Source organism: Shewanella psychropiezotolerans, from assembly GCF_007197555.1.
In the GTDB taxonomy this organism is placed as follows: domain Bacteria; phylum Pseudomonadota; class Gammaproteobacteria; order Enterobacterales; family Shewanellaceae; genus Shewanella; species Shewanella psychropiezotolerans.
The window spans coordinates 6290727-6313664 of the sequence record NZ_CP041614.1; the positions used below are offsets into that span (position 1 = coordinate 6290727).

General features: G+C 44.9%; 28 protein-coding genes and 1 pseudogene. 14 read left to right on the forward strand and 15 right to left on the reverse strand.

Translation table 11 applies throughout. The features are described from left to right. Positions 1-49 precede the first annotated feature (49 nt). Together FM037_RS27610 and FM037_RS27615 are read right to left on the reverse strand one after the other, a co-directional pair. Positions 50-490: a CesT family type III secretion system chaperone gene (locus tag FM037_RS27610; RefSeq protein ID WP_144048632.1), complete on the reverse strand. Its 441-nt coding sequence runs from the start codon at positions 488-490 to the stop codon at positions 50-52. Positions 491-590: 100 nt separating this feature from the next. Continuing rightward, on the reverse strand, positions 591-1025 hold the full coding sequence (locus FM037_RS27615; protein WP_152830829.1) for a YscW family type III secretion system pilotin: 435 nt from the start codon (positions 1023-1025) through the stop codon (positions 591-593). Between the two features lie 209 nt (positions 1026-1234). On the opposite strand from FM037_RS27615, the gene FM037_RS27620 reads away from it, so the two are divergent. Beyond that, complete coding sequence (locus FM037_RS27620) at positions 1235-1693, forward strand: type III secretion system chaperone (RefSeq protein ID WP_144048634.1); 459 nt, start codon at positions 1235-1237, stop codon at positions 1691-1693. A 5-nt stretch (positions 1694-1698) separates the two neighbouring features. Continuing rightward, the gene (locus tag FM037_RS27625; protein ID WP_144048635.1) at positions 1699-1983 is read left to right on the forward strand and encodes a hypothetical protein; all 285 of its coding nucleotides are present in this window, start codon (positions 1699-1701) and stop codon (positions 1981-1983) included. Positions 1984-2081: 98 nt separating this feature from the next. Here the strand turns inward: FM037_RS27625 and sctB are convergent, their stop codons facing one another. The 12 genes and pseudogenes from sctB to sctW form a co-directional block, all read right to left on the reverse strand. Beyond that, the gene (gene sctB / locus FM037_RS27630; RefSeq protein WP_144048636.1) at positions 2082-3092 is read right to left on the reverse strand and encodes a type III secretion system translocon subunit SctB; all 1011 of its coding nucleotides are present in this window, start codon (positions 3090-3092) and stop codon (positions 2082-2084) included. Positions 3093-3101: 9 nt separating this feature from the next. Beyond that, positions 3102-4379, reverse strand: coding sequence for a type III secretion system translocon subunit SctE (sctE, locus tag FM037_RS27635; protein WP_144048637.1), 1278 nt, complete (start codon positions 4377-4379; stop codon positions 3102-3104). Then, positions 4379-4870, reverse strand: a complete 492-nt coding sequence (locus FM037_RS27640) for a SycD/LcrH family type III secretion system chaperone (RefSeq protein ID WP_185976924.1) — start codon at positions 4868-4870, stop codon at positions 4379-4381. The genes sctE and FM037_RS27640 overlap by 1 nt, the downstream gene beginning before the upstream one ends. 8 nt (positions 4871-4878) lie before the next feature. Further along, positions 4879-5832: a virulence-associated V antigen gene (locus FM037_RS27645; protein WP_144048638.1), complete on the reverse strand. Its 954-nt coding sequence runs from the start codon at positions 5830-5832 to the stop codon at positions 4879-4881. A 15-nt stretch (positions 5833-5847) separates the two neighbouring features. Beyond that, positions 5848-6153 (reverse strand): type III secretion protein, encoded by a 306-nt coding sequence (locus FM037_RS27650; protein ID WP_144048639.1) that lies wholly within the window; start codon positions 6151-6153, stop codon positions 5848-5850. A gap of 86 nt (positions 6154-6239) precedes the next feature. Then, a complete protein-coding gene (locus FM037_RS27655; protein ID WP_144048640.1) occupies positions 6240-6653 on the reverse strand; it encodes a type III secretion system regulator LcrR in 414 nt (137 codons plus the stop codon). Next, entirely contained in the window at positions 6650-8764 is a 2115-nt protein-coding gene (gene sctV, locus FM037_RS27660; protein WP_144048641.1) for a type III secretion system export apparatus subunit SctV, read from the reverse strand. The genes FM037_RS27655 and sctV overlap by 4 nt, the downstream gene beginning before the upstream one ends. Beyond that, positions 8761-9126, reverse strand: coding sequence for a type III secretion apparatus assembly chaperone SctY (gene sctY / locus FM037_RS27665; protein ID WP_144048642.1), 366 nt, complete (start codon positions 9124-9126; stop codon positions 8761-8763). Before sctY ends, sctV begins: the two co-directional genes overlap by 4 nt. A 1-nt stretch (position 9127) precedes the next feature. Next, on the reverse strand, positions 9128-9505 hold the full coding sequence (gene sctX / locus FM037_RS27670; protein WP_144048643.1) for a type III secretion apparatus assembly protein SctX: 378 nt from the start codon (positions 9503-9505) through the stop codon (positions 9128-9130). Further along, the gene (sycN, locus tag FM037_RS27675; RefSeq protein ID WP_144048644.1) at positions 9502-9873 is read right to left on the reverse strand and encodes a type III secretion chaperone SycN; all 372 of its coding nucleotides are present in this window, start codon (positions 9871-9873) and stop codon (positions 9502-9504) included. The genes sctX and sycN overlap by 4 nt, the downstream gene beginning before the upstream one ends. Next, positions 9860-10137: pseudogene (locus FM037_RS30505) on the reverse strand (TyeA family type III secretion system gatekeeper subunit). The gene sycN and the pseudogene FM037_RS30505 overlap by 14 nt, the downstream one beginning before the upstream one ends. 5 nt (positions 10138-10142) lie before the next feature. Continuing rightward, on the reverse strand, positions 10143-11015 hold the full coding sequence (gene sctW / locus FM037_RS27685; RefSeq protein WP_144048645.1) for a type III secretion system gatekeeper subunit SctW: 873 nt from the start codon (positions 11013-11015) through the stop codon (positions 10143-10145). A 500-nt stretch (positions 11016-11515) separates the two neighbouring features. Here sctW and tpx point away from each other — a divergent pair, with 500 nt between their 5' ends. From tpx to sctU, 10 genes are all read left to right on the forward strand, one after another. Continuing rightward, positions 11516-12016, forward strand: a complete 501-nt coding sequence (tpx, locus tag FM037_RS27690; protein ID WP_221937538.1) for a thiol peroxidase — start codon at positions 11516-11518, stop codon at positions 12014-12016. 3 nt (positions 12017-12019) lie between these two features. Beyond that, positions 12020-12628 (forward strand): peroxiredoxin, encoded by a 609-nt coding sequence (locus tag FM037_RS27695; protein ID WP_144048647.1) that lies wholly within the window; start codon positions 12020-12022, stop codon positions 12626-12628. 224 nt (positions 12629-12852) lie between these two features. Continuing rightward, entirely contained in the window at positions 12853-14199 is a 1347-nt protein-coding gene (gene sctN, locus FM037_RS27700) for a type III secretion system ATPase SctN (RefSeq protein ID WP_144048648.1), read from the forward strand. Beyond that, complete coding sequence (gene sctO, locus FM037_RS27705) at positions 14196-14669, forward strand: type III secretion system stalk subunit SctO (RefSeq protein WP_144048649.1); 474 nt, start codon at positions 14196-14198, stop codon at positions 14667-14669. Before sctN ends, sctO begins: the two co-directional genes overlap by 4 nt. Then, entirely contained in the window at positions 14663-16045 is a 1383-nt protein-coding gene (locus tag FM037_RS27710) for a type III secretion system needle length determinant (protein ID WP_144048650.1), read from the forward strand. The genes sctO and FM037_RS27710 overlap by 7 nt, the downstream gene beginning before the upstream one ends. Next, the gene (gene sctQ / locus FM037_RS27715; RefSeq protein WP_144048651.1) at positions 16035-16991 is read left to right on the forward strand and encodes a type III secretion system cytoplasmic ring protein SctQ; all 957 of its coding nucleotides are present in this window, start codon (positions 16035-16037) and stop codon (positions 16989-16991) included. Before FM037_RS27710 ends, sctQ begins: the two co-directional genes overlap by 11 nt. A gap of 2 nt (positions 16992-16993) precedes the next feature. After that, positions 16994-17644 (forward strand): type III secretion system export apparatus subunit SctR, encoded by a 651-nt coding sequence (gene sctR / locus FM037_RS27720; protein WP_144048652.1) that lies wholly within the window; start codon positions 16994-16996, stop codon positions 17642-17644. An 8-nt stretch (positions 17645-17652) separates the two neighbouring features. Next, a complete protein-coding gene (gene sctS, locus FM037_RS27725; RefSeq protein WP_077755412.1) occupies positions 17653-17919 on the forward strand; it encodes a type III secretion system export apparatus subunit SctS in 267 nt (88 codons plus the stop codon). Beyond that, positions 17916-18710 (forward strand): type III secretion system export apparatus subunit SctT, encoded by a 795-nt coding sequence (gene sctT, locus FM037_RS27730; protein ID WP_144048653.1) that lies wholly within the window; start codon positions 17916-17918, stop codon positions 18708-18710. Before sctS ends, sctT begins: the two co-directional genes overlap by 4 nt. Beyond that, the gene (sctU, locus tag FM037_RS27735) at positions 18707-19753 is read left to right on the forward strand and encodes a type III secretion system export apparatus subunit SctU (protein ID WP_144048654.1); all 1047 of its coding nucleotides are present in this window, start codon (positions 18707-18709) and stop codon (positions 19751-19753) included. Before sctT ends, sctU begins: the two co-directional genes overlap by 4 nt. Before the next feature lie 89 nt (positions 19754-19842). Here the strand turns inward: sctU and FM037_RS27740 are convergent, their stop codons facing one another. Next, positions 19843-20265, reverse strand: a complete 423-nt coding sequence (locus FM037_RS27740; RefSeq protein WP_144048655.1) for a CesT family type III secretion system chaperone — start codon at positions 20263-20265, stop codon at positions 19843-19845. 212 nt (positions 20266-20477) lie between these two features. Between FM037_RS27740 and FM037_RS27745 the strand changes: the two genes are divergently transcribed. Further along, the gene (locus FM037_RS27745; protein WP_144048656.1) at positions 20478-22088 is read left to right on the forward strand and encodes a hypothetical protein; all 1611 of its coding nucleotides are present in this window, start codon (positions 20478-20480) and stop codon (positions 22086-22088) included. A gap of 199 nt (positions 22089-22287) precedes the next feature. Beyond that, positions 22288-22914 (forward strand): LysE family translocator, encoded by a 627-nt coding sequence (locus FM037_RS27750; RefSeq protein WP_144048657.1) that lies wholly within the window; start codon positions 22288-22290, stop codon positions 22912-22914. The last annotated feature ends 24 nt before the right edge of the window (positions 22915-22938 follow it).

Genomic DNA, 22938 nt, shown 5'->3' on the forward strand with positions numbered 1-22938 from the left:
AAAATTAAATGGGCTTCACCTAAGGTGCTGCCCATTTAACCTTATAGCTTTACACTCTGATAAACTGAGAAACTTCCTGATTCTGTAAAGGCGTTTCCTCTGCCAATATAGCTTCACCTAACCAGCTATCGAATACATTGGCACGCTCAATAAATACCGTTAATGCATGATATAAAGTAGTTTCATCGCATTCGCTATAGGCAACTTGAGACCACAACAGCAAGTTCTGACTAGTATCATCTAAACCAACCCTTGGCCTAATTGGGTTAGAATCAAAAAGGTTATCGGCTAACAATCTCATAGCAATTTGAGGATTTGACAACTTTCCAAGTGAGGTGAATAACACCACATATTCTCCATTAAGATCACTGAAATGTACTGGCCAGCGCTCGTCAATAGTTATGCTAAAGAGGTTATTGTCCAACTCTTGAGATACGAGATCTAATCGATTTGAAAGGTTTTCGATACTAGCTTTAAAAGCAAGAGTCATAATTTTTCTCTATAATAACGAAAAGATAAAGCCAAATATTTCACAATTTAATAGCTCAAAGGCTGTTATCGAGAAGGCTCTATATGAGTTTTCTGGGTATTCAATGGGATGGTTTCAAGATTAAATCTAACTTGCTTGTGCCTAAGTGATAAAAATAATCTGAACTGGCAACCCCCTTCAGTCTGCCATTAACCTCCAACTTAGCCTCAAGCAACATGTGTCCCTGACCAGATTGAATCGGTGCGACGGCAAAAAAATAACGCACTGGCAGATGACTATTCTGGTAAACCTGTTTAGCGACAACCAATTTCTGCCCTTCATATTTCATATATAAGGTAACGGTCAATTTAGAAGCGTGAGCCGGGACATAATTTTCGAATGAGACCCACCCAGTCACATTAGCCCCTTGCTCCGAGTTCGTTTCAACTCGATTAGTCGTAGCGATAGGCTGCAGCACTCGAGTCACACTGACATCGACACAGGCACTTAGCAAACTAACCCCCATTAGCGCCATAGATAATTGTCTAAACTTCACTATCCCCCCGGCTGTAACCATCTCAATTTCTGCTCACAAACTTTATATGCCAATTACGTTCTAAAAGAATAACACGAAGTATACAAGCCGATAGCTGGTGAGAGACATGGCGACCACCAGCTAAAAAATCACAGCGAATTACAACAATTGTTTGGCCTACATATTGATAAAATGGAGCGATTATTGTTCAGCCTTAACAGGACTTAACTATGGATGTATCGCTCAAAATTAATTCTATTTTACAAAATTTTGGTGACAGCATAGGTCTTACCGATCTGGCTTTAAAAGATAATTCAGTTAGCCTTTCATTCGATGACAAGCTTGTTGTTCGCATCATCTATCAAGCTGAAAAAGAGCTACTGATCTTTGAAGCCCAAATAACCGAATGTGCCAACCTGGACGATGCAATTTTACGCTCTTTACTTGCGTTCAATTATCACTGGAGTGAGCACAGACTCGTATTCGGACTTAATCTGGAAGAACAGCAGCTTTGCCTCTACCAACATATCGATGTTGAGACTCTCGACTTCGCTCAATTTGAAACGATATTGGCCGAACAGGTAGCACAAGCAGAGAGGTGGGCGGAACTCTTGAATATCGAAGATTTAGAGCCTGAAGGTGAATTTGAACGCCATCATTTGACTAATATCAGTGGGATCAAGGTATAGATATTATGGCTAATAATATCGGTGACAAACAAGGTGTGATCTACCAGACACCCCAGACTCAAACTGAAGTAGCTCAGGCCTCTTCTGTATTGTTTAAAGATAAGCATATCGGCTTAATTTCTCAAGCTAGCCCCTTAGTCTCGAAACAACAGTCGGCTCAGAGGTTACGCCACTTGCTTATCGACAGATTCCCCCAAGTTCCTCAGCAAAAAATCGATGGATTATTCACCTCGGTAACGGATGACATATCAGCAAAATCGTTAAAAGATAGGCAGATAAAACTGATCTAATATCGATTGATATAGAAAATTGAAAATGAGTGAGATGTTTAGAAGTGGATAAAAAAGTGGTGAATTGATTCACCACTTTTTAGTATTACGCTAAATGGCTAGGCTGGGGTCGACGCCGCTTTCCAAGCCTGATTATAACTATCACCGATAGCACGTAAGATATCACGTACCTCTTTTAAGAAGTTATCATCGTAGCCGATACGGTCATCCGCCTTCTGCTTCTCTGCCTGACTTAAGGTTCCCTCCGCCTCTTCCTCTTTCTGAGACGCCTGAGCCTCAGTTTGATAGACACTACCGATATTATTCGATACTTGTCCCACCCCTTGCAAAACAGCATTACGGGCTTGGCCACGAGAATCTCGCGCCTTAAGCAAGGTATCTATTTCAAAGTTTTGTTGACCCAATTTCTTTATCTCAGACTTAGTGCCACGTAAAGCCCCGGACACATTCTTGCCGTCATCTTGCAAGCCTTTCAGGGTATCTTTAAAATTCTGCTGTTGTGTAAGTTGACTGTTAACCTTACCGCTCTCACCGAGCTGATTGATGCTCTTCTTAGCCGATAACGCGCCCATCACGGCGCTGGTGACCGCTAGAACACCACTGACCACAGCCATGGCAATCAGGGCTCCCTTCGCACTTCTTAACTCACTCGCCTGGGCTTTTATCGATGCAACAGATGCCGTTGTGGCGATATCCCGCTGAGTAATATTGAGTTCTCGGTTATCTTTAGCCAATTGGAACAATAAGATCATCAGTTCGAAAATATCCGATAATGCGCCTTTGCTGGTAGACTCATTCTTACCACCCACACCCACAGAGCTCAGAAACTCACTTAACGCTTTCTGTACTTTGTCGACCGCATCGCCAATGTTTTTCTTAAAATCACCAGAATTAACCAAATCCAACAGTTTATCCAGCTTGATTATCTGAGTCGGATCTAAGGCTGAACGAGGTGCTTCGAGTACGACTCGGTTACCTTGTTTAATACTGAGTAACTCAGAGTCTTCTGCCGCAGCTTGTGTCGTCTTATTTGAATTAACCTGATTGATCGACGTGACATCATTCACAGAAGTCAGGGTCGTCGTACCGCTTTGTATTACTAAACTCATAACTTACTCCTATACCGCCGCTGGACGGCTTAAGATTTCTTTCATAGAGTCACCATTAGCATTAATCATCTGCATGATCATCTGCATGACTTCCTGGAACTCTTGACTCATACGGCTGATCTCCTCTTTGAGACGATCTATGACCGCCCGCATAGCCAATACCTCGGCCCTACTATCCTCAGTCTCGGCCTGCTTGCCAACGGCGTTAGCCTGAAAAGCAGTATTAACCGTACCCGCCGTACCTTGAGCAACATTGGCACCGACTTCGGTAATCGTAGATATGGTTCTGACCTTAGTGGCAGCGGTACCAAATTTATTAATTGCAGTGCCTAACTTGGCAAGGTCATCTAACTTATCGGCGACCTTTGTCAGTCCGGATGCTATTTTGGTACTTACTTTTCCGGCAAGCTGAGCGGCTTTACCTGCGGCTGCGCCGCCAAACGAAGCCACGGTACTCACCACAGCCGAAATAATCTCTAGTGCCATCATCACTTTCTGAAATGCTTCGACATTGATGCCGGCATCTTTAAGTGCACTCTGTACAGCAGGTTCTTGTAATACCTGTGAGACGATACCAAATACGCCTCCGGCAATCATGGCCGCACCCGCTACTGCGCCTACGCCTGTTGCTATCATGACTGCACCGATAATGATCGACAAAGCAGCGCTGATATAACCAAAAATCTTACCAAAAAGACCTGATTTTTTAGCTTCTTGAGCCGCTTCTTCAGATTCTTTTATCTTGGCTTGGTTATCTTTCATCTGGGCTTCGTTCTCAGATCTAACTCGTTTTATCTCTTCGGCTTTTAACTTATTCTGCGCCCTTTCAAGCTCAGTGGTCGTCTTGGCTAACTCAATTTCAAAATCTTCCACCGAAGATGCAGACAGGGCAATAAACGCACTGCCGATACCGTATTCGGCACCTTTAGCTAGCTCTTTAGGTAGACCCGCACCATTTTGAAATGAAGAGGTTAAAAACTTGGCAAACATATCACCAGTTTTATCCAATAACTCCTTAACGGCCGGCTGATTACTATTCATCAACGAGCTGAGTTCATTGAAGGTTTTCTCGGCGCTAGTAAGGGAGCTGGTATTCATAAGCGGGTTAGGTTTTTCCAGCATGACCCCCGGCCTATTAGTGCCTACAGAAGCTTGTTGCTCGGCATTTCTACTTACCGTAACTCCCTGCTCCTGCTTTTTCTCCAACTTAGCATTGGTGATCCCTTGCTCCGTATCCAAGAGCGTAGCACTCTGGGCCAACGGATTAGTTAACGTGATCTGATTCATTATGTAACTCCTTGTTTAGTTATCTCCTCCAGCATTGCACTGGCTCGCTGCGCCAGCTCGGAGTAAGCTGGCTGTTTCTTTGCTAAATGACTGGCGGTATAAAACCCACTCTCAGCCGCTTCCATATTGCCCAGAGCTAAGTGACACTCTCCGGCATGAAAAGGGGCCCTAGGTTCATTCACATCAATCAAGGTGGCAAAACTGTAAGCATCGACGGCTAACTCATACTGCTTCATCTCCTGACGGCAGGCTCCCAGCCCCATGAAGAATCGCACCTGATAATGATCTAAAGTACATAAGAGCTGAAATATTTTATGGGACTCATCATATTTAGCCGACTCGTAATAATTAAAGGCGACGGCATACATCTGCTCTATGGCATCATCGGGAATATTACGTAACATCCCCATGGTGCCGCCATCTTCCAGAAATGAGAGCAGCTCATCTTCGTAATTGTTATCTTGTGTTTGTGTTTGTGTTTGTTCAGCCATAACGGATCCTATATTTGACGCAATATGTCCTGCATCACACTGTGGTATTTCTGCACGAAACGATTTATCGCCTCGACAGTGCTGTTGTAGGTAGATGAGATTTGATTCAGCTCAGTAGTCTTAAGGCTAACATCATCGTTGATCAGCTTAGATTTATCTGAGATAGACGTGCCTAAGTTAGGTAATTGCTCCTTTAAATCATCGCCCGAATATTTATCTTTAGCGGTGATCCCTATCGCCGTTAAAAAATCTTTACTCGATATAGGACCTGAAGTGTTACTCGTAATACTTTTTAGCTTTTTATAGACGTCGGATGCCTTGTAATCTGCATCACTATCGAAGCCAAAATCACTAGCAGTTAGCGCATCGGTTGACTTGTATTCCGAACCATTAGCCAGAGCTGCGTGTAACTTACTCTGGATGGTTCCATAAATTTTCAACTCATTAGACAAGCCTTTCAGCTCTTCCTGGGCGGCGTCACGTTTGGCTTGGTTGGTAAACAATCTATCTTGGTATGTCACTAAAATGGGACTGTCTAATCGCTCAGAGAATACAGATAACAGGGCAAGATGTTTCATATCTGAGGCACCAATTGTCTGACCTGAGGGGACTTTAGCAAACAAGGCCTCTAAATCTGTATTCAATCTGTTAAACAATGTGCCTGTGCCATCGGCTTTTAACAATTCTTGAGGATCTTGGCCAGTTGAAACTAACTGATTAAGCACTAAGCTCCAGAAACGTTGAAAGTCACTCAGTCGCTGCTCGGGAGTAAGATCCGTACCTGATTTAGGTGTAAAGATACTATCGTCAGCCGTTGACCAGATATTATTATCTGCATCTTGTAACTTTTCTTGTATCTTAGAAGCAAAAGTTTTCAGCGCTTCTAAGTTTTGACCTTGTGATGCCTCCATCACCTGAGAAACAATGTCGGCTGGAGTTGTAGCTATAGGACTTATTGCCATACTTTCATTCCTTAGTTAAATCATCATGCCACGCATCATGGTCGGTCTACGTTTCTTGCTGTCCTTGACTCCCAATGTGGGATTAGCTGCCAATGCGGCCCGTCGCTGACGATGCACCTCATGGAGCAAGTCTTTCTCGGCCTGTTGAGTCAGCTTAGGATCCATGGCCTGATTATCAAAAATGGCACTGGCAGCGAGATGACTAACCCCTAAACCTGCAAGCATCTCACTCACTAATTCAGTTCTTTGATCTGCATTATCTATCGCCTTCTGTGCCTCGGCGATTGTAGCCACAAATGCATTATGTTCAGGTTCTGCCATATGTTCTCCATAGTAAAATGTGAATCTTTTTAAGGCTGTAACTCAGAGGCGTAAAATTATCACTTTGTGAACACCCGACAGCCGTATCAATGAATATTCCTCAGATTCGCTAACAGCAGGGAGTATTGTCCGGTTTCCATGTCCAGCTCAGCCCCCGTGTGTTGGTAATAGCGTGCCAGTCGCTTATTACTGAGACGACTGCCACGAAATACATCCACTTCTCCTTCCAACCGGTACGCTTTACCAAACACTTGGATGGCGGCCTCGGCCAAGATATACAGAGGTTTAAAGGGGCTACTCAGGCCAACTTTTGAATCTTTGCGGCTGAATTTGACGATGAGTACTCGCTTACGTTCCGGCTCGACACGATAAACCAGTAGGGCTTGATCCAACTCGATGGCCGTTCCCAGCTCTATGTCCGTTTGTTGCCAATAATAAGGGGCAATTCGATAACCTAGGTCGATAAAATACTGGCTCAAGCTGTCATGATGCTTACTCACATTCCTACCCTACCCAATGGCTGAATATTGATCTGCTGAGTCAACTCCTGGAATGACAACACAGGCAAGTCGTAATAATCCGCTTCGATCAATTTACGCACATAACGACGTATATCCATGGATACCACCATCACAGGCTTATTGTTCATCTTGCTTAAGTCACCCACGGTCTGCTTAACTTTTGAGAGAAACTCCTGGGTGACGGACGGATCTAAGGCGAGGTAGCTTCCAGCCGAGGTCTGGCGCACACCGTTACGTATGGTTTCCTCCAGTTGCTGATCGAGTAAATATGCCGGCAACACATTCTGGCCATTGGAATACTTGTAGCAGATATAACGCTTGAGACTGGTACGTATATACTCGGTCAATTGCACCACATCTTTCTCTTTCTGACCCCACTCCACCATAGCCTCGAGTATGGTGCGCAAATTTCTGATGGAGATATCTTCCGACACCAGTCGCTGCAGGATCTCTGTCATCTTCTGCAGTGGCACCATACGTTGGGCTTCTTTGACCAACTCACCATAACTTGCCTCCATCTCTTCCAGCAGATAGCGCGCCTCCTGAATTCCGACAAAATCTTCGGCGTACTCTTTAAGCACGTGAGACAGATGATAAGTTAAGATTCGATCTGGGGTAAGGAAGCCGATACGCGATTTATCTAAAGTGTCCAACTTGCTTTCCTTGACCCAGATAGTATCGATACTCGGCAGGAAATTTTCATCCCTGTCGTAATCTATATTCAATAGTTCAAGCTGCTCCGAACCTTCGGTCACCAGTAACTTCTCTTTGACTATACGTCCTCTGGCTACAGGTACTTCCTGCAGATGAATCACATATTCTTGATTACTTAGGTTGGCGTTAAAACGTAGGTGAATACCGGGAAATGGCACGCCGAGATCCAGATACAGGGCCCTTCTCACCCTGACGAGTTCATCATTAAGCGAGATGGCCTCGAGATGGGACTGTAGGCTGGCATCTATGTCGATCATCAAGGGCACAGTTAAGGCAAACTCCTCCTTGTTACCTAACTTATTGCCATTATTCTGCATTGGGGCATTTTTAGACTTAGCCGCTGGTGCACCTGCACCATTAGCTAAGAAAGCAGGTAGATCATCAGATTGATTAACCAGTTGTTTTTTATTATTAAAGTTAATTAAAGCGCCGCCGCCACCCACGATCAAGGCTAGAATAAGAAAAGTCATAGTGGGAAAGCCGGGGATAAATGCAAATAGCACTAACAAGGCACCACCGATCATCAGGGCTCTGGGTTGGGCAGTGACTTGCTCACCAATCTCAGATCCCATATCCGATGCATTGTCATTATCGACACGGGTAACTATCATGCCAGCCGTGATGGCAATGAGCAACGCGGGGATCTGAGAGACAAGTCCATCACCTATGGTCAATACGGAAAATAACTGCAATGCCTCGGCGGCTGACATGCCCTTTTGGGTGATACCTATGGTCACACCACCAAGAATGTTGACGAAGATGATCACTAAACCTGCGATAGCATCTCCCTTAACAAACTTCATCGCACCGTCCATGGAGCCATACATCTGACTCTCTCTCTCGATCACAGAACGGCGCTCTCTGGCCTCATTGACATCAATAACACCCGCGCGCATGTCACCATCGATACTCATCTGCTTGCCTGGCATGGCATCGAGGGAGAAACGAGCGCTCACTTCGGCGACACGCTCAGAGCCCTTAGTGATCACCAGAAATTGCACTATGGTGATGATCAAGAAGATAACCAGACCCACAATTAAATTGCCGCCGACCACGAAATTACCGAAGGTATAAACAATCTGACCCGCATCGGCTTGCAATAGAATCAGTCTCGTAGTGGTAATAGATAACGATAGCCTGAAGATGGTCGTAATCAACAGGACCACAGGAAAAGCCGAGAACTCCAGAGGCGACTTGATATAGATGGCCAACATCAGCAAGACAACGGCAATGGTGATATTGATACCAATCAAGACATCCACGAGTGCAGTAGGCAGAGGGAGAATCATCATGAAGATGACCCCGAGGAGTAAAACTGCCAACATGATATCTTTGCGCTGACCGACTTTGTTCAACACATTCATTAAATTGTTCATTGAGTACCGCTTAATTGTTCTGCTTGGCTATTCACATTCATATCGATATAGAAGCCATAGGCTTCTCTCGCCTCTATTGCTTTATCTAAGCGCCAATAGGCGCGACTCAGGCAAAGAAATAAGGCGGGTTTGTCTGAGTCGTTACTTTCAGCGAGTAATGTCCGGCACCATTTAATTGCAGATTCATATTCTTCTGCCTCCAGACACGCTAGCGCTAAGGTATATTGGGCGGGTTTAAACTCTGGGGCACACAAGACAAGCGCTTTAAGCAAGACAACAGCCTTGTTAGGATGTTGGTATTGCATCTGTAGACACCCATGCAGGTGCAGGACTTCTATCTGGGATTGATTTAATATCGACACTTCACACTCTCAGCAATAGGTGAAAGGCAAGGGACAGGTAGTCTTGATCTAGCTTAGTCTGCTTCATTAGGGCTAGCGCATCTTGCAAATCATCAGATTTTAACTGGCTGGCTAATCGCTCGAGTTGCTCTGTGATTTCCTTAAACGTATCTTGATACTGTTTCGGCCTCAGCAGACTCATATCACTGATTTTAGGATTAGATAGAGATTTTAAGGTGCGCTCACCCGGTGACAACTCATAGAGCTTATCCAAATGAGTCGGAATCGCTTCCCCATCGGGTGGCAAGCTAAAGCGTGCAGGAAATGGATTATCTAACTCATCACTCGAGTGAAAGCTGAGGTGTTCTATGCCTATATGGGCAGCCGTAACCTTACTCATCTCACTTCAATCTCATCATGTAAACGGCTCAACAAGCCAAATGCTTGTTCTATCATTGGCAAGGTCACATCTTCTACGGGAATACTCGCCGACAAAACCAGAGACTCTTGGCCTAACATGCCGCTTCTTATCAGGTACGGCCAACCTTGCCCGATATGGCACAAACGCAGAGCCTTAACTTGCGCCTCGCTGCGATGATGCCACTCGAGATCACGGATCAGAAATAACACCAGATGCTCCTGTACCACTTCAATATTCAATAAGCCCCTCTGCTCGAAAGAGAGTTGCACGATTGCCGATGTAGAAAAATCAGAGACCACACCGGATATACGGCAGAACTCATCGACCGCACTATTAATCCAATCCATCAAACATATCCTCTTCCTCTTCAATGGCTCGGTCTTGAGCTTGTTGTGCCGCATTAATCATATTTTGACGTTGCTCTTCATCGGCAAAAATCTCTTGGGGATCAAACGTATAAGCTTTTTTAATTCACGAAAAAATGAAATTTTCTGTGAAATATCAATCAAACCAGCCTTATCTGCCAAACCCCAAATTTGATCAGATCCCACCCATCTCTGCTCTACCAGATAGATAAGGTCGGTCAAAAAATCGGTTATCTTGTAAGCCATCCTGCCTACGCCGCCGGCGCTATCTTGACCCGCTCGAAGAGCAGAGCGACTTGTTCATGCAGACCATTGATCACTTTTAATTTTTTAATATCATTCATGATCTGCTGTAACTTACTCTTATCAATGGATGAGCCTTGTACTTGAAGATCTGCGCCCAAGCCCTTGAGTAGGAAGCCGATAGCTTCGGTGATTTTTTTATCGCCAAAGCGTGTCAGCACTTTCTCGAAGGCATCGCCTAAGCCCGAATAATCCAGCACCGAATCACGATAGAAGTCTCGCAAGCCTTGCAGATCACCAATCTCTTTATCTGAACTAAGCGCTAATGCGGCGTCATAAACATTCAGACCGGCTCTTATCTGCGGCCCCTGCTCCTTAGCCATATTAGCCAAGCTAGCATTTATCAAAACCAACAAAGCCTTAGCCTCAGGTTTACCGGTTAACTGCTTTTTTGCTTCACTCAGGGCAACAAATTGCTCGCTGGCATCCCCCGAATAACTGCCTAAATAAGCCAGCAATTGATGAGCAACAGTCACATTCTGTTTGCTCAGATTACTGACAAAGTCTTTTAGTTTTTGCTGTTTTTCGAGATCCGGTACCTTCTTCAGGTACTCCTCGACGAGGGCGTGAATCTCAGAAACCGTACCGTAATCGTCCTGAATTTTTCGCTTACTGATATCTTTCTCAACATACTCGGAAGCTTTAAATGTTAGTTCTTCTGCGGCATCAAGCAAAGATTTAGCATCGGGCACCAACTTAACAATATCACCGCGATAATTGCCCGAACTGATTGCAGTTCCAAGGGATCCATTAGCCGAATTCTGTGCTAATACATTGCGGGTAAGATCGGCAGCTATCGTGCCTGTATTGATACCTGGCATAGAATAAACTCTGAGAATTATTGATGTTATAAGTGTAAAAAATGGAAGAGAAAATCGATGCCAAAATCAGTCGTAATTTTGTAGTTAAAAAGCCTAAACTTAAACAAGAAATTTATTGCGTCATCATCCGGTGTATTTTTATGGGATAGGAATCAAAAGGTGAACCCCAAGGCCGATGGTAATAACACCAGTCGTAAATTTGTAACTTAGCAGGCTTAAACCAAATAAAAAGAAGGCGAAATTTTCGCCTCTCTCAATCCCAGCTATAGTCCATTACACAAATTGTATTGAGCCCACATTTAGACGTTTTTCTACAAACTTACTGCCCAAATTTGATATATGCTTTTGAAATACCTAGCTATGATCTCAACATATAGAAAATTGGCACTGTACATACAAGCAGCAGTGTCCGATACAGGCTAGGATGGTTAACGTTAAATACTGACCTATCACCTATTAAACCCACCTGTTAAACAAAACTAACCACTTACTAAGAGAAGATAATGACGGTAACTTTCCAAGGCTCTCCAGTTTCACTTTCTGGCACCTTCCCACAAACAGGTCAAACGGCGTTAGACTTTACACTTTGCGCTGCAGATCTTAATGACCTGACTCTAGATAGCTTAAAAGGTCAAAAACTTGTGTTGAACATCTTCCCAAGTATAGATACCCCAGTTTGTGCAAACAGCGTTCGTGCATTTAACGAAAAAGCTTCAAGCTTGAATAATGTGACTGTGCTTTGTATTTCAGCAGACCTGCCTTTTGCGACTAGCCGCTTCTGTGGAGCAGAGGGAATTGATGGGGTAATAACAGCCTCTTTCTTCCGCTCACCATCATTCACAGAAGACTACGGTGTGAATTTAAATGAAGGGGCACTAAAAGGCCTAGCAACACGTGCCATCTTGGTTATTAACGAGGAAGGTACGATTGTACATCGTGAACTAGTGTCTGAAATAACTGAAGAACCAAACTACGAGGCAGCTATTGCTGCACTAGGCTAAGCAATGAAAAAAATCACTTTATTAGTATCTCTTTTTCTTTCAACTAGCGCTTTAGCACAGTTTGAAATAACAAAAGAAAGCGCCGATCTTGGTCAGGCTCAAGTTGTAACACTTGAGAAAACAAACAAATTTGACCTGATTGGTAATGCTGTAAAACCCGGAGACTTGATGCCATCAGTCCAACTAATGACATCAGATCTTAAGTCTTACGACACCAGTGCTAAAAATAAAACTGTAAAAGTTTATAGCATTTTGACTTCAGTCGACACACCAGTGTGTGTACAACAAGCAGTTGACCTTTCAAAGTATGTTAAAGCACATACTAACGAACTTAAAAACATTGAATTCTATGCAATTAGTGCTGATACACCATTTGCTCAGCAACGCTTTATCAAAGAGCACTCTCTATCGGACGTGACCTACCTTTCCGATTCTGCTGAACATAAATTTGGTCTAAAAACAGGCTCTCAGATCCAACAACTTGGCCTGCTGACTCGCAGTATTATTGTGACAGATACTGATAATATAATTATTCATATCCAGCGAGTACCTGAACTTACAAACATCCCCGATCTAGAGGCTGCAGTTAAAATTGCACGCGAAAGCCTATAACTAGCTAATAAAATTAACCTTTATAAATAAGAGGCTGTAAAGCCTCTTATTTATAAAACAATGATCAGACCAATCGATATAAGGACACCAGCTAAAAGGCCATAAAACAACTGAAGCAAAAAGCATTACCTTCACTTCTGCATCACTCATTTAGACGTTTTTCTACAAACTTACTGCCCAAATTTGATATATGTTTTTGGCCAGCCTGCCTATGATCTCAGCATATGAATACCGACTCCAATTCACTCAAAGTTGATCTGAGTTACATCCCGGAAACGATTAAGCTGGCCGCAGATAAAGGCAGGCTGATTCAAATTCGTGGCAGAGTAACCCAAGTTACCGGCACCATTATTAAAGCTGTGGTGCCAGGCGTTCGCGTGGGTGAGCTTTGTGAACTTAAGAATCCAGACCAATCCCTATCCTTGTTAGCAGAAGTTGTTGGTTTTCAACAGCATCACGCCTTGTTGACGCCATTTGGTGATATGCAGGGGATCTCATCGAACACAGAAGTGAGCCCAACCGGCAAGACACATCAGGTCTCCGTTGGCGAACACCTCTTAGGTCAGGTGTTGGACGGACTCGGGCGACCACTCTCTGGCAATCATCTGCACGAGTCGACCCAGTATTACCCTGTGTATCGAGAAGCACCGCCGCCAATGAGTCGCAAGATGATAACTAAACCAATCTCTTTGGGTGTCAGGGCCATCGATGGCTTACTCACCTGCGGGGAGGGGCAGCGCTTAGGTATTTTCGCCGGTGCGGGTGGCGGGAAAAGTACCTTGCTGGCCAAGATGATTCGCTCAGCCGAAGTCGATGTCATAGTGCTGGCCCTTATCGGTGAGCGTGGCCGGGAAGTCAGAGAGTTCATCGAGTCCGATCTCGGTGAAGAGGGACTTAAACGTTCTGTACTGGTGGTGGCCACATCCGATAGGCCAGCCATGGAGCGCGCTAAAGCCGCGTTCGTTGCGACCTCAATTGCCGAGTATTTTCGCGATCAGGGCAAGAGCGTCTTACTCCTGATGGACTCAGTGACTCGTTTCGCCAGAGCCCAAAGAGAGATAGGCTTAGCATCCGGAGAACCCCCGACACGTCGAGGTTATCCGCCTTCGGTATTTGCCGAACTACCTAAGTTGATGGAACGTTCGGGTCAATCCGATAAAGGCTCGATCACGGCCCTATATACTGTGCTCGTTGAGGGTGATGATATGACGGAGCCCGTTGCCGATGAGACTCGCTCGATCTTAGACGGACACATCATTCTCTCCCGCAAGCTTGCGGCTGCTAACCATTATCCTGCGATAGATATCCTGCGCTCAACCAGCCGGGTGATGAATAACATAATCACCGCGGAGCAGAAGGCATCGGCAGGAGCATTAAGGGAGTTAATGGCTAAATACGAAGAAGTAGAATTACTGCTTAAAATTGGTGAATACCAGCCAGGTTCGGAACCTTTAGCCGATAAAGCCATTGCTCAGCAAGATGCCATCAACGCCTTCTTACGCCAAGGATCTGAAGAACCTAGCGATCTTCATGATGCCATCAATCAAATGACTCAGTTGACTCGGTCATGATCTCACAGCTAGTTCAAATAAAGCAGATCAAGGCCGATCGCGCCGAACATGCATTACGAAAGCAGCAACAGATACTCACACAGGCTAATGGCCGTTTAAACAGAGCCAACCAAGAAGCAATTGATTATCGGGTCTGGCGTAAAGAGGAAGAGGAACAGCTTTTTTCTCAGGCTAAAGAGTCTTGCCTGAAGCTGAAGGAGTTGGAGCAGTTACAGCAGCATATCGCCATTTTACACGATAAAGAGGCCAGCCTGAGACAAGAGGCCGCCGAAATTGAGCTGAGTCGAGATAATGAACAAGACATATTAAAACAGCGCCAGAAAACCGTTTTGTTGGCCAATAAAGCCACAGAAAAATTCAAACTATTGAAGCAACAAGATGACATAGAGCGAGAGTACCGGGCTCAATATCAAGAAGAGATGGAACAGGAAGATCGCCGTATCATGTCTAAAGGAGAACTCCCTTGTTAACCCCAAAAGAGATTATAAAGTCTAACGATAGTCATATTGAACTAAGCACTTCTGCGCCACGAAAAGCCGCGAAAAATAATGCCATAAGCCAGTTTGAGCAAGTCATGAATGCCCCTTTAATCAAGGCTAATTCAGGCGGGAATGTTAGGGAGGCTCAACAGAACCAGGCAAAACCACAATACCTAAATCCGCATAAAAACCCTAAGCCTGCAGGTTCCGGTTCTCAAATACAGGTTAGCGATCATGGGAGTCAACACGAGGCTACAGCTTTGGCTCCTCAGTTAATGAGGCTGAATCCAAAGCAAGATAGATCTGCAGCTGAAGAGAAAGAGCCCCGTGAAAACCAGAAGACAGAGCTTGTACCCGGCAAACTATCAGCCCAACTAGAGATGCCTCAGAAAGAGCAGAGTGAGGCGGTTGAGAAAAATACTAACTCAGAAACTAACGTTTCACTCGGCGAACATACAGCCCAAATAAAGGGACTCCAGAGTGAGATCCTTGAGATAAATACGAACTCAGAAACTGATATTTCACTCGTCAGTCAAACCTCTCGACTGAAGGGTTCAGTAAATCAGACTATCGATAATAAGCAGTCTCACCTCGCTGCTGAATCGGGTCAAATTCCAGCGAGTCTTGCGGCATCGGATTTAAAGCCAATTCCGGATAAGTTAGGCACCAGCGATAAAAATCCTAATATGCAAAGCCTGCGTACGCTCAATACATCATCTTCCCCCTTACCCAATGACAAGAATAAACCAGTATTAGTCATAAAAGGGCTAGTGAATCCGATATTAACCCAAGTTATTGATTCCAAGGTTTCGGCTAAAGAGTTCAATACTGCATTGAGTGATACCAAGTTAAATTCCCTCGGCAAGCAAAGACCCGAAACACCCAAGGATATTGAAGCTGTCCATATACCAACTCAAGCTAACAGCCAGTTAAACAATGTCCCAGGCAATATTATTTTGGCCAATATCAAAACCAGCGAGCCTATAAACCAACAACTGCACACCTTGGTCAGTCAGCTAGTTGAGCGCATTCAGATCTTAGTGCCCAATATTGCCACTCAAGATCGAGTCCAACTAGTGTTAGATAAAGGGCAACTCAAGGGAACTGAAATTACCATAAGCCTGAAAAACAATCAGCTCACTGTCACCTTAATTCATAGCAGTCAAAACGCTGAATTATTGCAGCATATGCGCCCCGAGTTGCTGGAAAGATTGCAAAGAATGAACACTGATCAGCAGGTTAGGGTCATCACCACGACTCATGAGCAACAAGCCCATGGGGGACAGCAGGAGCAGGGCCAACAACAGGAATCGAGTCAGAAATCTCGTATTATCCATGATTGGTTAGAGGAGCAGAATGATGCTTAATCTGCCGCTTCCTAGCATAAGCGCACAAGAACTAGAGCTGAATAATCGAGTCTATAGCCGGCAATATAAATTAGACGTCGATGAAGGGCTATCTATCGAAGCTGGACTGGCAAAGCGTCCCGGCCTGAATGGCTATGAGCTGGAAATTTTTATCGGCTCAAGCAAGATAAGCTGTTTAATCCAAGCCGATCAGATCCAGGCCTGCCTTGCCGATCTACTGATCAGCACCCCTTTCGCAATCTTGCCGGAACTGCTGCAACTTGAGTTTATCACCGCTGCGCTAACACCTTATCAGGCATTCTTAACCCAAGAGTTTGGCCAGCAACTGGTGCTATCCGCACTTAAATCCGTGGAGTTAAGCCCAAGCCAGACTAAAACCGGGTTTATCAATTTTATCCGTAACGGCGCAGGCCTGACGTGCTGGATAGAGAATGATCTCAAGCTCATTCTCTCGGCACTGCCAGCGGCAGAATCGGTGATAGGCCCGAGTATACAGCTGCCATTAGCCTTAAGGATTGGTCACACCAGCTTAAGCTTGGATCAGGCTAAGTCTTTAGAACACGGCGATATTATTTTCTTTGATTCAAACCATTTAACAGATGATCAAGCCGTTTTGATTATCGCCAACCAACCCATATGGCGTTGTGGCTTGATTGATAATCGAGTCACCATAACTGCACCAGAAACTGAGAAACCTATGTCTTCAGAAGCAACCGATATTCAATCCCTGCCCATCAATATCTCATTTGAGATTGGGGAACAGACAGTCACAGTGGCCGAACTGAGCCAGTTACAAGAGAACTTTGTCTTTGAACTGGCTAATTCAGCAGATCAAGCCGTCAAACTCAAGGCCAATGGTCAAGTGTTGGCGACGGGGGAACTGGTCAAGATCAATGAACACTTAGGTGTGCGAATCACCAAGCTAACCAACCAAGAAATCAGCTAGTTATGTTTGAATTACCCGATACTTTCAACCTTATTATCACCTTAGCCTTGATGGCTATGGTGCCTTTTATCGCGGTAATGGCCACCTCTTTTATCAAGATTGCCGTGGTCTTTTCCTTACTGCGAAATGCCTTAGGGGTGCAACAGATCCCTCCCAATATGGCCATGTATGGCTTTGCCATCATATTAACCATATACATTATGGCACCTGTGGGCTTCGAAACCTTCGATTACATCAAGGAGCACAATGTCAGCATTGATAATACCGACAGCTTCGAAGGCTTTGCCAATGAAGGATTAGATACCTACAGACAATTCTTGAAGAAACACATACGTGATGCAGAGCAGGACTTCTTTGTCGAAACGACCAAGACATTATGGCCTAAAAAATACTCGGATAGGCTCGAACCAGATAGCCTGTTTATCTTGCTGCCTGCTTTCACCGTCAGTGAGCTAACCCGGGCCTTCGAGATAGGTTTCTTGATCTACCTGCCCTTTATTGCCATCGACTTGATCATATCTAATATCTTGCTGGCTATGGGGATGATGATGGTATCGCCTATGACCATCTCCTTGCCCTTTAAATTGTTGCTCTTCGTGTTGCTCAATGGCTGGACCCAACTCACCCATGGCTTAGTCATGAGTTATAGCTAGGAGCTAAAATGGAAGTTTCTGAAGTTATTCATTTTACCTCACAGACACTAATGTTGGTGATGATGCTATCTATGCCGCCTATCCTGGCGGCCGCAATCGTGGGCACCTTAGTCTCTCTAGTGCAGGCACTGACTCAAATCCAGGAACAGACATTAGGATTTGTCGCCAAGTTGATTGCCGTCATCGTTGCCTTGTTTGCCACGGCGTCATGGCTGGGATCTGAGCTATATAATTTTGCCGATATGATCTTCGCTAAAATTCCTCTGATACCATGACAATAGAAGACTTTCAGCAATTTTTTCTCGTCTATAGCATGACTCTGCCCAGGCTATTTGGCTGCTTCATCATGCTGCCCATCTTAAGCAAGCAGATGCTAGGCAGCGCCTTGCTTCGTAATGGCGTACTCTGCTCCCTTGCAATATACCTTTACCCTGTAGTGGCGGAGCAACCTCATCCATCCAGCGTCGACGGCATCATGTTGGTGCTGTTATTAGCCAAAGAAATTTTACTCGGATTACTTATCAGTTTCATCGCCGCTATCCCCTTCTGGGCCATAGAGGCAACCGGTTTCTTCATCGATAACCAACGTGGGGCGACATTGGCTAGCGCGTTCAACCCTGCGTTAGGCCATCAGTCCACCCCGACGGGAGTCCTGTTTACCCAAACCTTAATCACCCTCTTCTTTGTCAGTGGCAGTTTTATTGCTTTTATGGGGGCCATCTTTGACAGTTACCAACATTGGCCCGTGATGACATTTTTTCCGGAAATAGGTGAGCAGTGGGTCGATTTTTTTTACGGTCAATTTGAACAGATGCTAACACTCTGTGTGCTGATGGCAGCTCCCATTGTGATAGCCATGTTTATGGCTGAATTCGGTCTGGCCTTGATTAGCCGCTTCGCGCCTCAGCTCAACGTTTTTGCCCTTTCCATGCCAATTAAGAGTGGCATAGCGAGCTTCTTACTCATCATATATGTCGTCACCTTGATGCAATTTTTCAGTAAAGAAATTCTCCAATTAGCAGACTTTCCCTATCTGTTAGGACCCATTATCGGAGTCGACAGATGAGCGGCGAAAAAACCGAACAACCCACGGCGAAAAAAATACGAGATGCCAGAAACAAGGGCCAGGTAGCTAAGAGTAAAGAGATAGTCTCTACGGCTATCATACTTATTTTATTCGCCTTCCTTGTCAGTATGTCGGGCTTTTACTTAGAACATATCACCAACATCATTATGTTACCCGCAGTCTATGGATATCAGTCATTCGATAATGCCTTGACCGATATTACCGATGCTTTAATCACAGAATTACTCTATTTAATCATACCCATCGCGCTGTTAAGTGCTTGCATAGCCGTGGTTTCACACCTGATTCAATTTGGCTTGTTGTTTAGCGCCGAACCCATTAAGCCCGAACTGAAAAAGATAAATCCGGTAGAGGGCGCTAAACGCATCTTTTCCATTAAAAGTCTGGTGGAGTTTTTCAAGTCGATTCTGAAAGTGAGTCTATTAACCCTGATAATTTGGCTGGTTATCCAAGGCAATATTCAAGATATTCTACGTATTCCGCTCTGTGGGGTATCTTGCATCCCTTTGATCGTAGGCACCCTACTCAAGCAGCTTATTCTAACCGCCGGCGTAGGGCTTATTATCATCTCCATCGGCGACTATGCCTTCGAGCGCTATCAGCACACTAAGCAGCTGAAGATGACCAAGGATGAAGTCAAACGCGAATATAAGGAGATGGAGGGTAGCCCTGAGATTAAGAGCAAACGACGCCAGCTGCATCAAGAGATGCAAGCCTCGAATGGCCGGGACAACGTAAAACGCTCCAGTGTTCTGGTGACCAACCCGACCCATATTGCCATCGGCATCTATTACAATAAGGGCGAAACGCCCTTACCTGTATTAACACTCAAAGAGAGAGGTGCTCAGGCACTGGACTTGATTGAGTACGCCAAAGAGTTAGGCATACCAGTTATTCAGAAGGTACCGTTAGCCAGAGCGCTACACGCCGATGCCGAACTTAACCAATACATTCCAACGGAACTGATTCAGCCCGTTGCCGAGGTCTTAAGATGGCTACAGACCTTAGAGCAAGAGCAGTAATACCAATCGGTATAAGCTTCTGCCCTAAGGATGAGTTCATGGGGGATGACCTAGCCACTGCAGTATAACGGCATTACAAGGACGAGCAGCTAAACGCGAAAGCGGTTAGCATCAAAACTAGGCTCTGTAATCACTACCGCCCCTTCCTTCACACTGTCTATCGCTATGTCGCTGGCTTGGCTTAACTGCTCGAGTTGCTGGTACACAAGCTCTGAAGCGCCATTGCTCAGAGATTGTCGGCTCCAGATAACTGCACTGTTTGAGTGGGTATCTAAGCCAATAACGGGCTTATACACAGACTGGCTGAACATGTTGAGCTTTAGCAATTCCGTAAGATTAAAATTGTCGATCACACCTATATCACTAAACATCAATAACTGTCCCTCCGGGTGCTCTGTGATATGAGCGACTTGCTCACCTATCTGTAAGCTAGTGATTTTTTCGATCTCAGGCATGGTTAACGATAAAGCCTTATACAGGGATGAGATTGCTTGTTTATATTGTTCGCTCATGGTTCAAATCAACAGTCTAAAAAAAGAAAGCAGTAGACCCGATCTCGAGGGCGGCGACTATCATTATACGTCCGTAATTTGTAGGTTTTAAAAACAAAAAAATCTTGGATTTCAAAAGCTAAAAAACTACGACACATGCTGACATCTTCTGTTTTCAGACCTACATACAATGGCCTCAGCTTCAACGCATTCATCTATTATTAGGAATTAGTATGCCATTATCGTCCGTGAATTCAGTCACGTTAACCAGTTACAAGAAGCTAGAAGATACCCCAGCAACCAATGAGGTTGGCGATCTAAAAGGCAAGAGTGTCGGCTCTGCATCTGCAGATTCTGATGCAGTTCGACTCGCTACTCGCAGCGAAGAGCAGCAAACTGGTAGTCTTAAAAACAAGCTATTATCTAGCCTTTCTCATCTTGGGGAGAGAATTGAAAACTTCTTCAAAAACCGACTTCCAAGTAAAAGTACTAGCGAAAAGACCCAAAGTACAGCGGCTCCTCAGGCACCATTATCACAAGAGCAAGTTGCTAAAAAAATGGCTGAAATTGGTCTAAAGTTAGGTGTCGATGCTTTAGGGGCCGCTAAACTCGATATATTAGCTCAAGTCTCTGGCAGTGAGCTAAAAGAGCAACACTCAGAACTCGCCACGGGTAACGGTGCACTGAGGTCTGTCGCCACCGGACTCAAATCCATAGAAAAATTAGGCTCGGCGGAACATCAGGCCAAGGCTAGCCAGATATTCAGCCAAGATGTCGCCGGCATTCCTTTCCAACAATGGGCAACGACAGGCTCTACCGCCAGTAAGTTTGTACAGCATGCCTCGGCAGATGACTTACAACTCGCCGCTCAAGCGCTCAACGATGTGGCTAAATCCATAGCCGAATTAGCCGAAGATGTACGTAATTTCCTCAATCCAAATGTCGATAGTGCAGCCTTAAGCCCTCAAACAGCTATTCCCTTTGAGAGTACAGCCAGCAGATATGCAACGGATAATGACCTAGGTATCGATGGTGGACGTACGGCGAAAGACTTAGGCCGTAAAACGGCTCTCGATGCGATCAGTTTCCTATCCAAGAGCGTTGCACCGAGCAAACAAGTGCACATAAGCAGCGACACCATTAACAACCTACAAGACGCCATCGCCGCTAATGATGTTAATTTCTACCAGCTAAAAAATAGTGCCGTGAGCTTCGGTGATCTTCAGACCCTGAGAGAATTGGCATTATCCACTAATCCTCAAAGCAGCGAACTCAATGCCGCGGGCAATCTTGGGGCCACCATCAATGAACTTTCAAGCACGCGTCCTAACTTCGGTAATATTCTAACCAGCGTTCAAACCTTCATAGAAGAATCGAACCAAGCTTGGTCTGAACATCATGAGGATAAACACAAGCAGTTTATGGCCACCAATACAAACCCTGAAAATAAGTATAAGGATAATTCTTTCGACGCCGGACTACGCTCTAAATTTAATGAACAGCTTATTGCTGAACAGCTCAGTCAGATGCCAACCAGTAACATGCAGCAAGCTTATGAGCAACTCGATGGGCAGTTTGGCGACAGAATGCGCGGCATTATGGAGTTTTCAGCAGCTCAAGTCGGAAAGGCTGACATCAGTGATGTAATGACCTCGGAGGCATTAAAGTACAGTACTGTTATAGATGGGCTAATGGATTCTTTGAATTTGAAACTGAATCCAGCTTCAGATTCAGATAAACCTCTCGGCAAACCTACTAACGTCTCAAACATCGCGCAACTAAGTCCATTGGAACAAGCTGCCTTATCCAGAATCGGCATCACCAAACAGATACTCGAAGAATAACTAGTTAAAAAGTAATTGTTTCATCAACCTTTGCATCGAACTTAAGCTCACCCCTTAGGTTCGGTGCCTTTTTATCTGCATGTAAAAATAGTCCTCCTCCCACTCTTTACTCTTTCGAAAGATAACTAACGGCTCACATTGCCAATTAAGATTGAGATCGTTATAGTTCCGCCACAATCGGACTCATTTTATACAAAATATGATATTTGATAATTGGCTACTCTACTTCTTCGCCGTGCTACTGATCGCCATATCTCCGGGCACCATGGCCGTACTGTCCATGAGTCATGGCATGCATTATGGTAAGACTCGCAGCCTAGCGACTGCTTTCGGTAGTGTGACTTCGGCATTGATCTTGATGATGGCTTCTGCGGCAGGCCTTGGTGCACTGCTAAGTGCAACCGAGTATGGCTTTACCATATTAAAATACTGTGGCGCCGCCTATCTGATATTTCTGGGAATAAAGCTACTGCTAACCAAAGCCAGTGGCCAAGGCCTGGATCTGCAACATATCAAGAGTAAGGGCACGCCTAAGCAGATGTTCAAACAGGCCTTTATGGTGGGAATAAGCAATCCTAAAGATCTGCTCTTCTTCGCGGCTCTGTTTCCGCAGTTTATCGATATATCCATGCCACAAGGGCCTCAATTGGCAATATTAGCCGCAACCTGGGCCCTGGTAGATTTCAGCTTTGTGATGATTTACGCCAGCATGGCGAATGTACTGGCCCCAACGCTCAGAACCAGTAATAAGCTACATTGGTTCGACAGAACCAGTGGCGGGGTGTTTATCACACTCGCAGCGATATTAGTTACCAGGGAAAGCTAGACTTAACTAAAAAGTTGTAAGCTA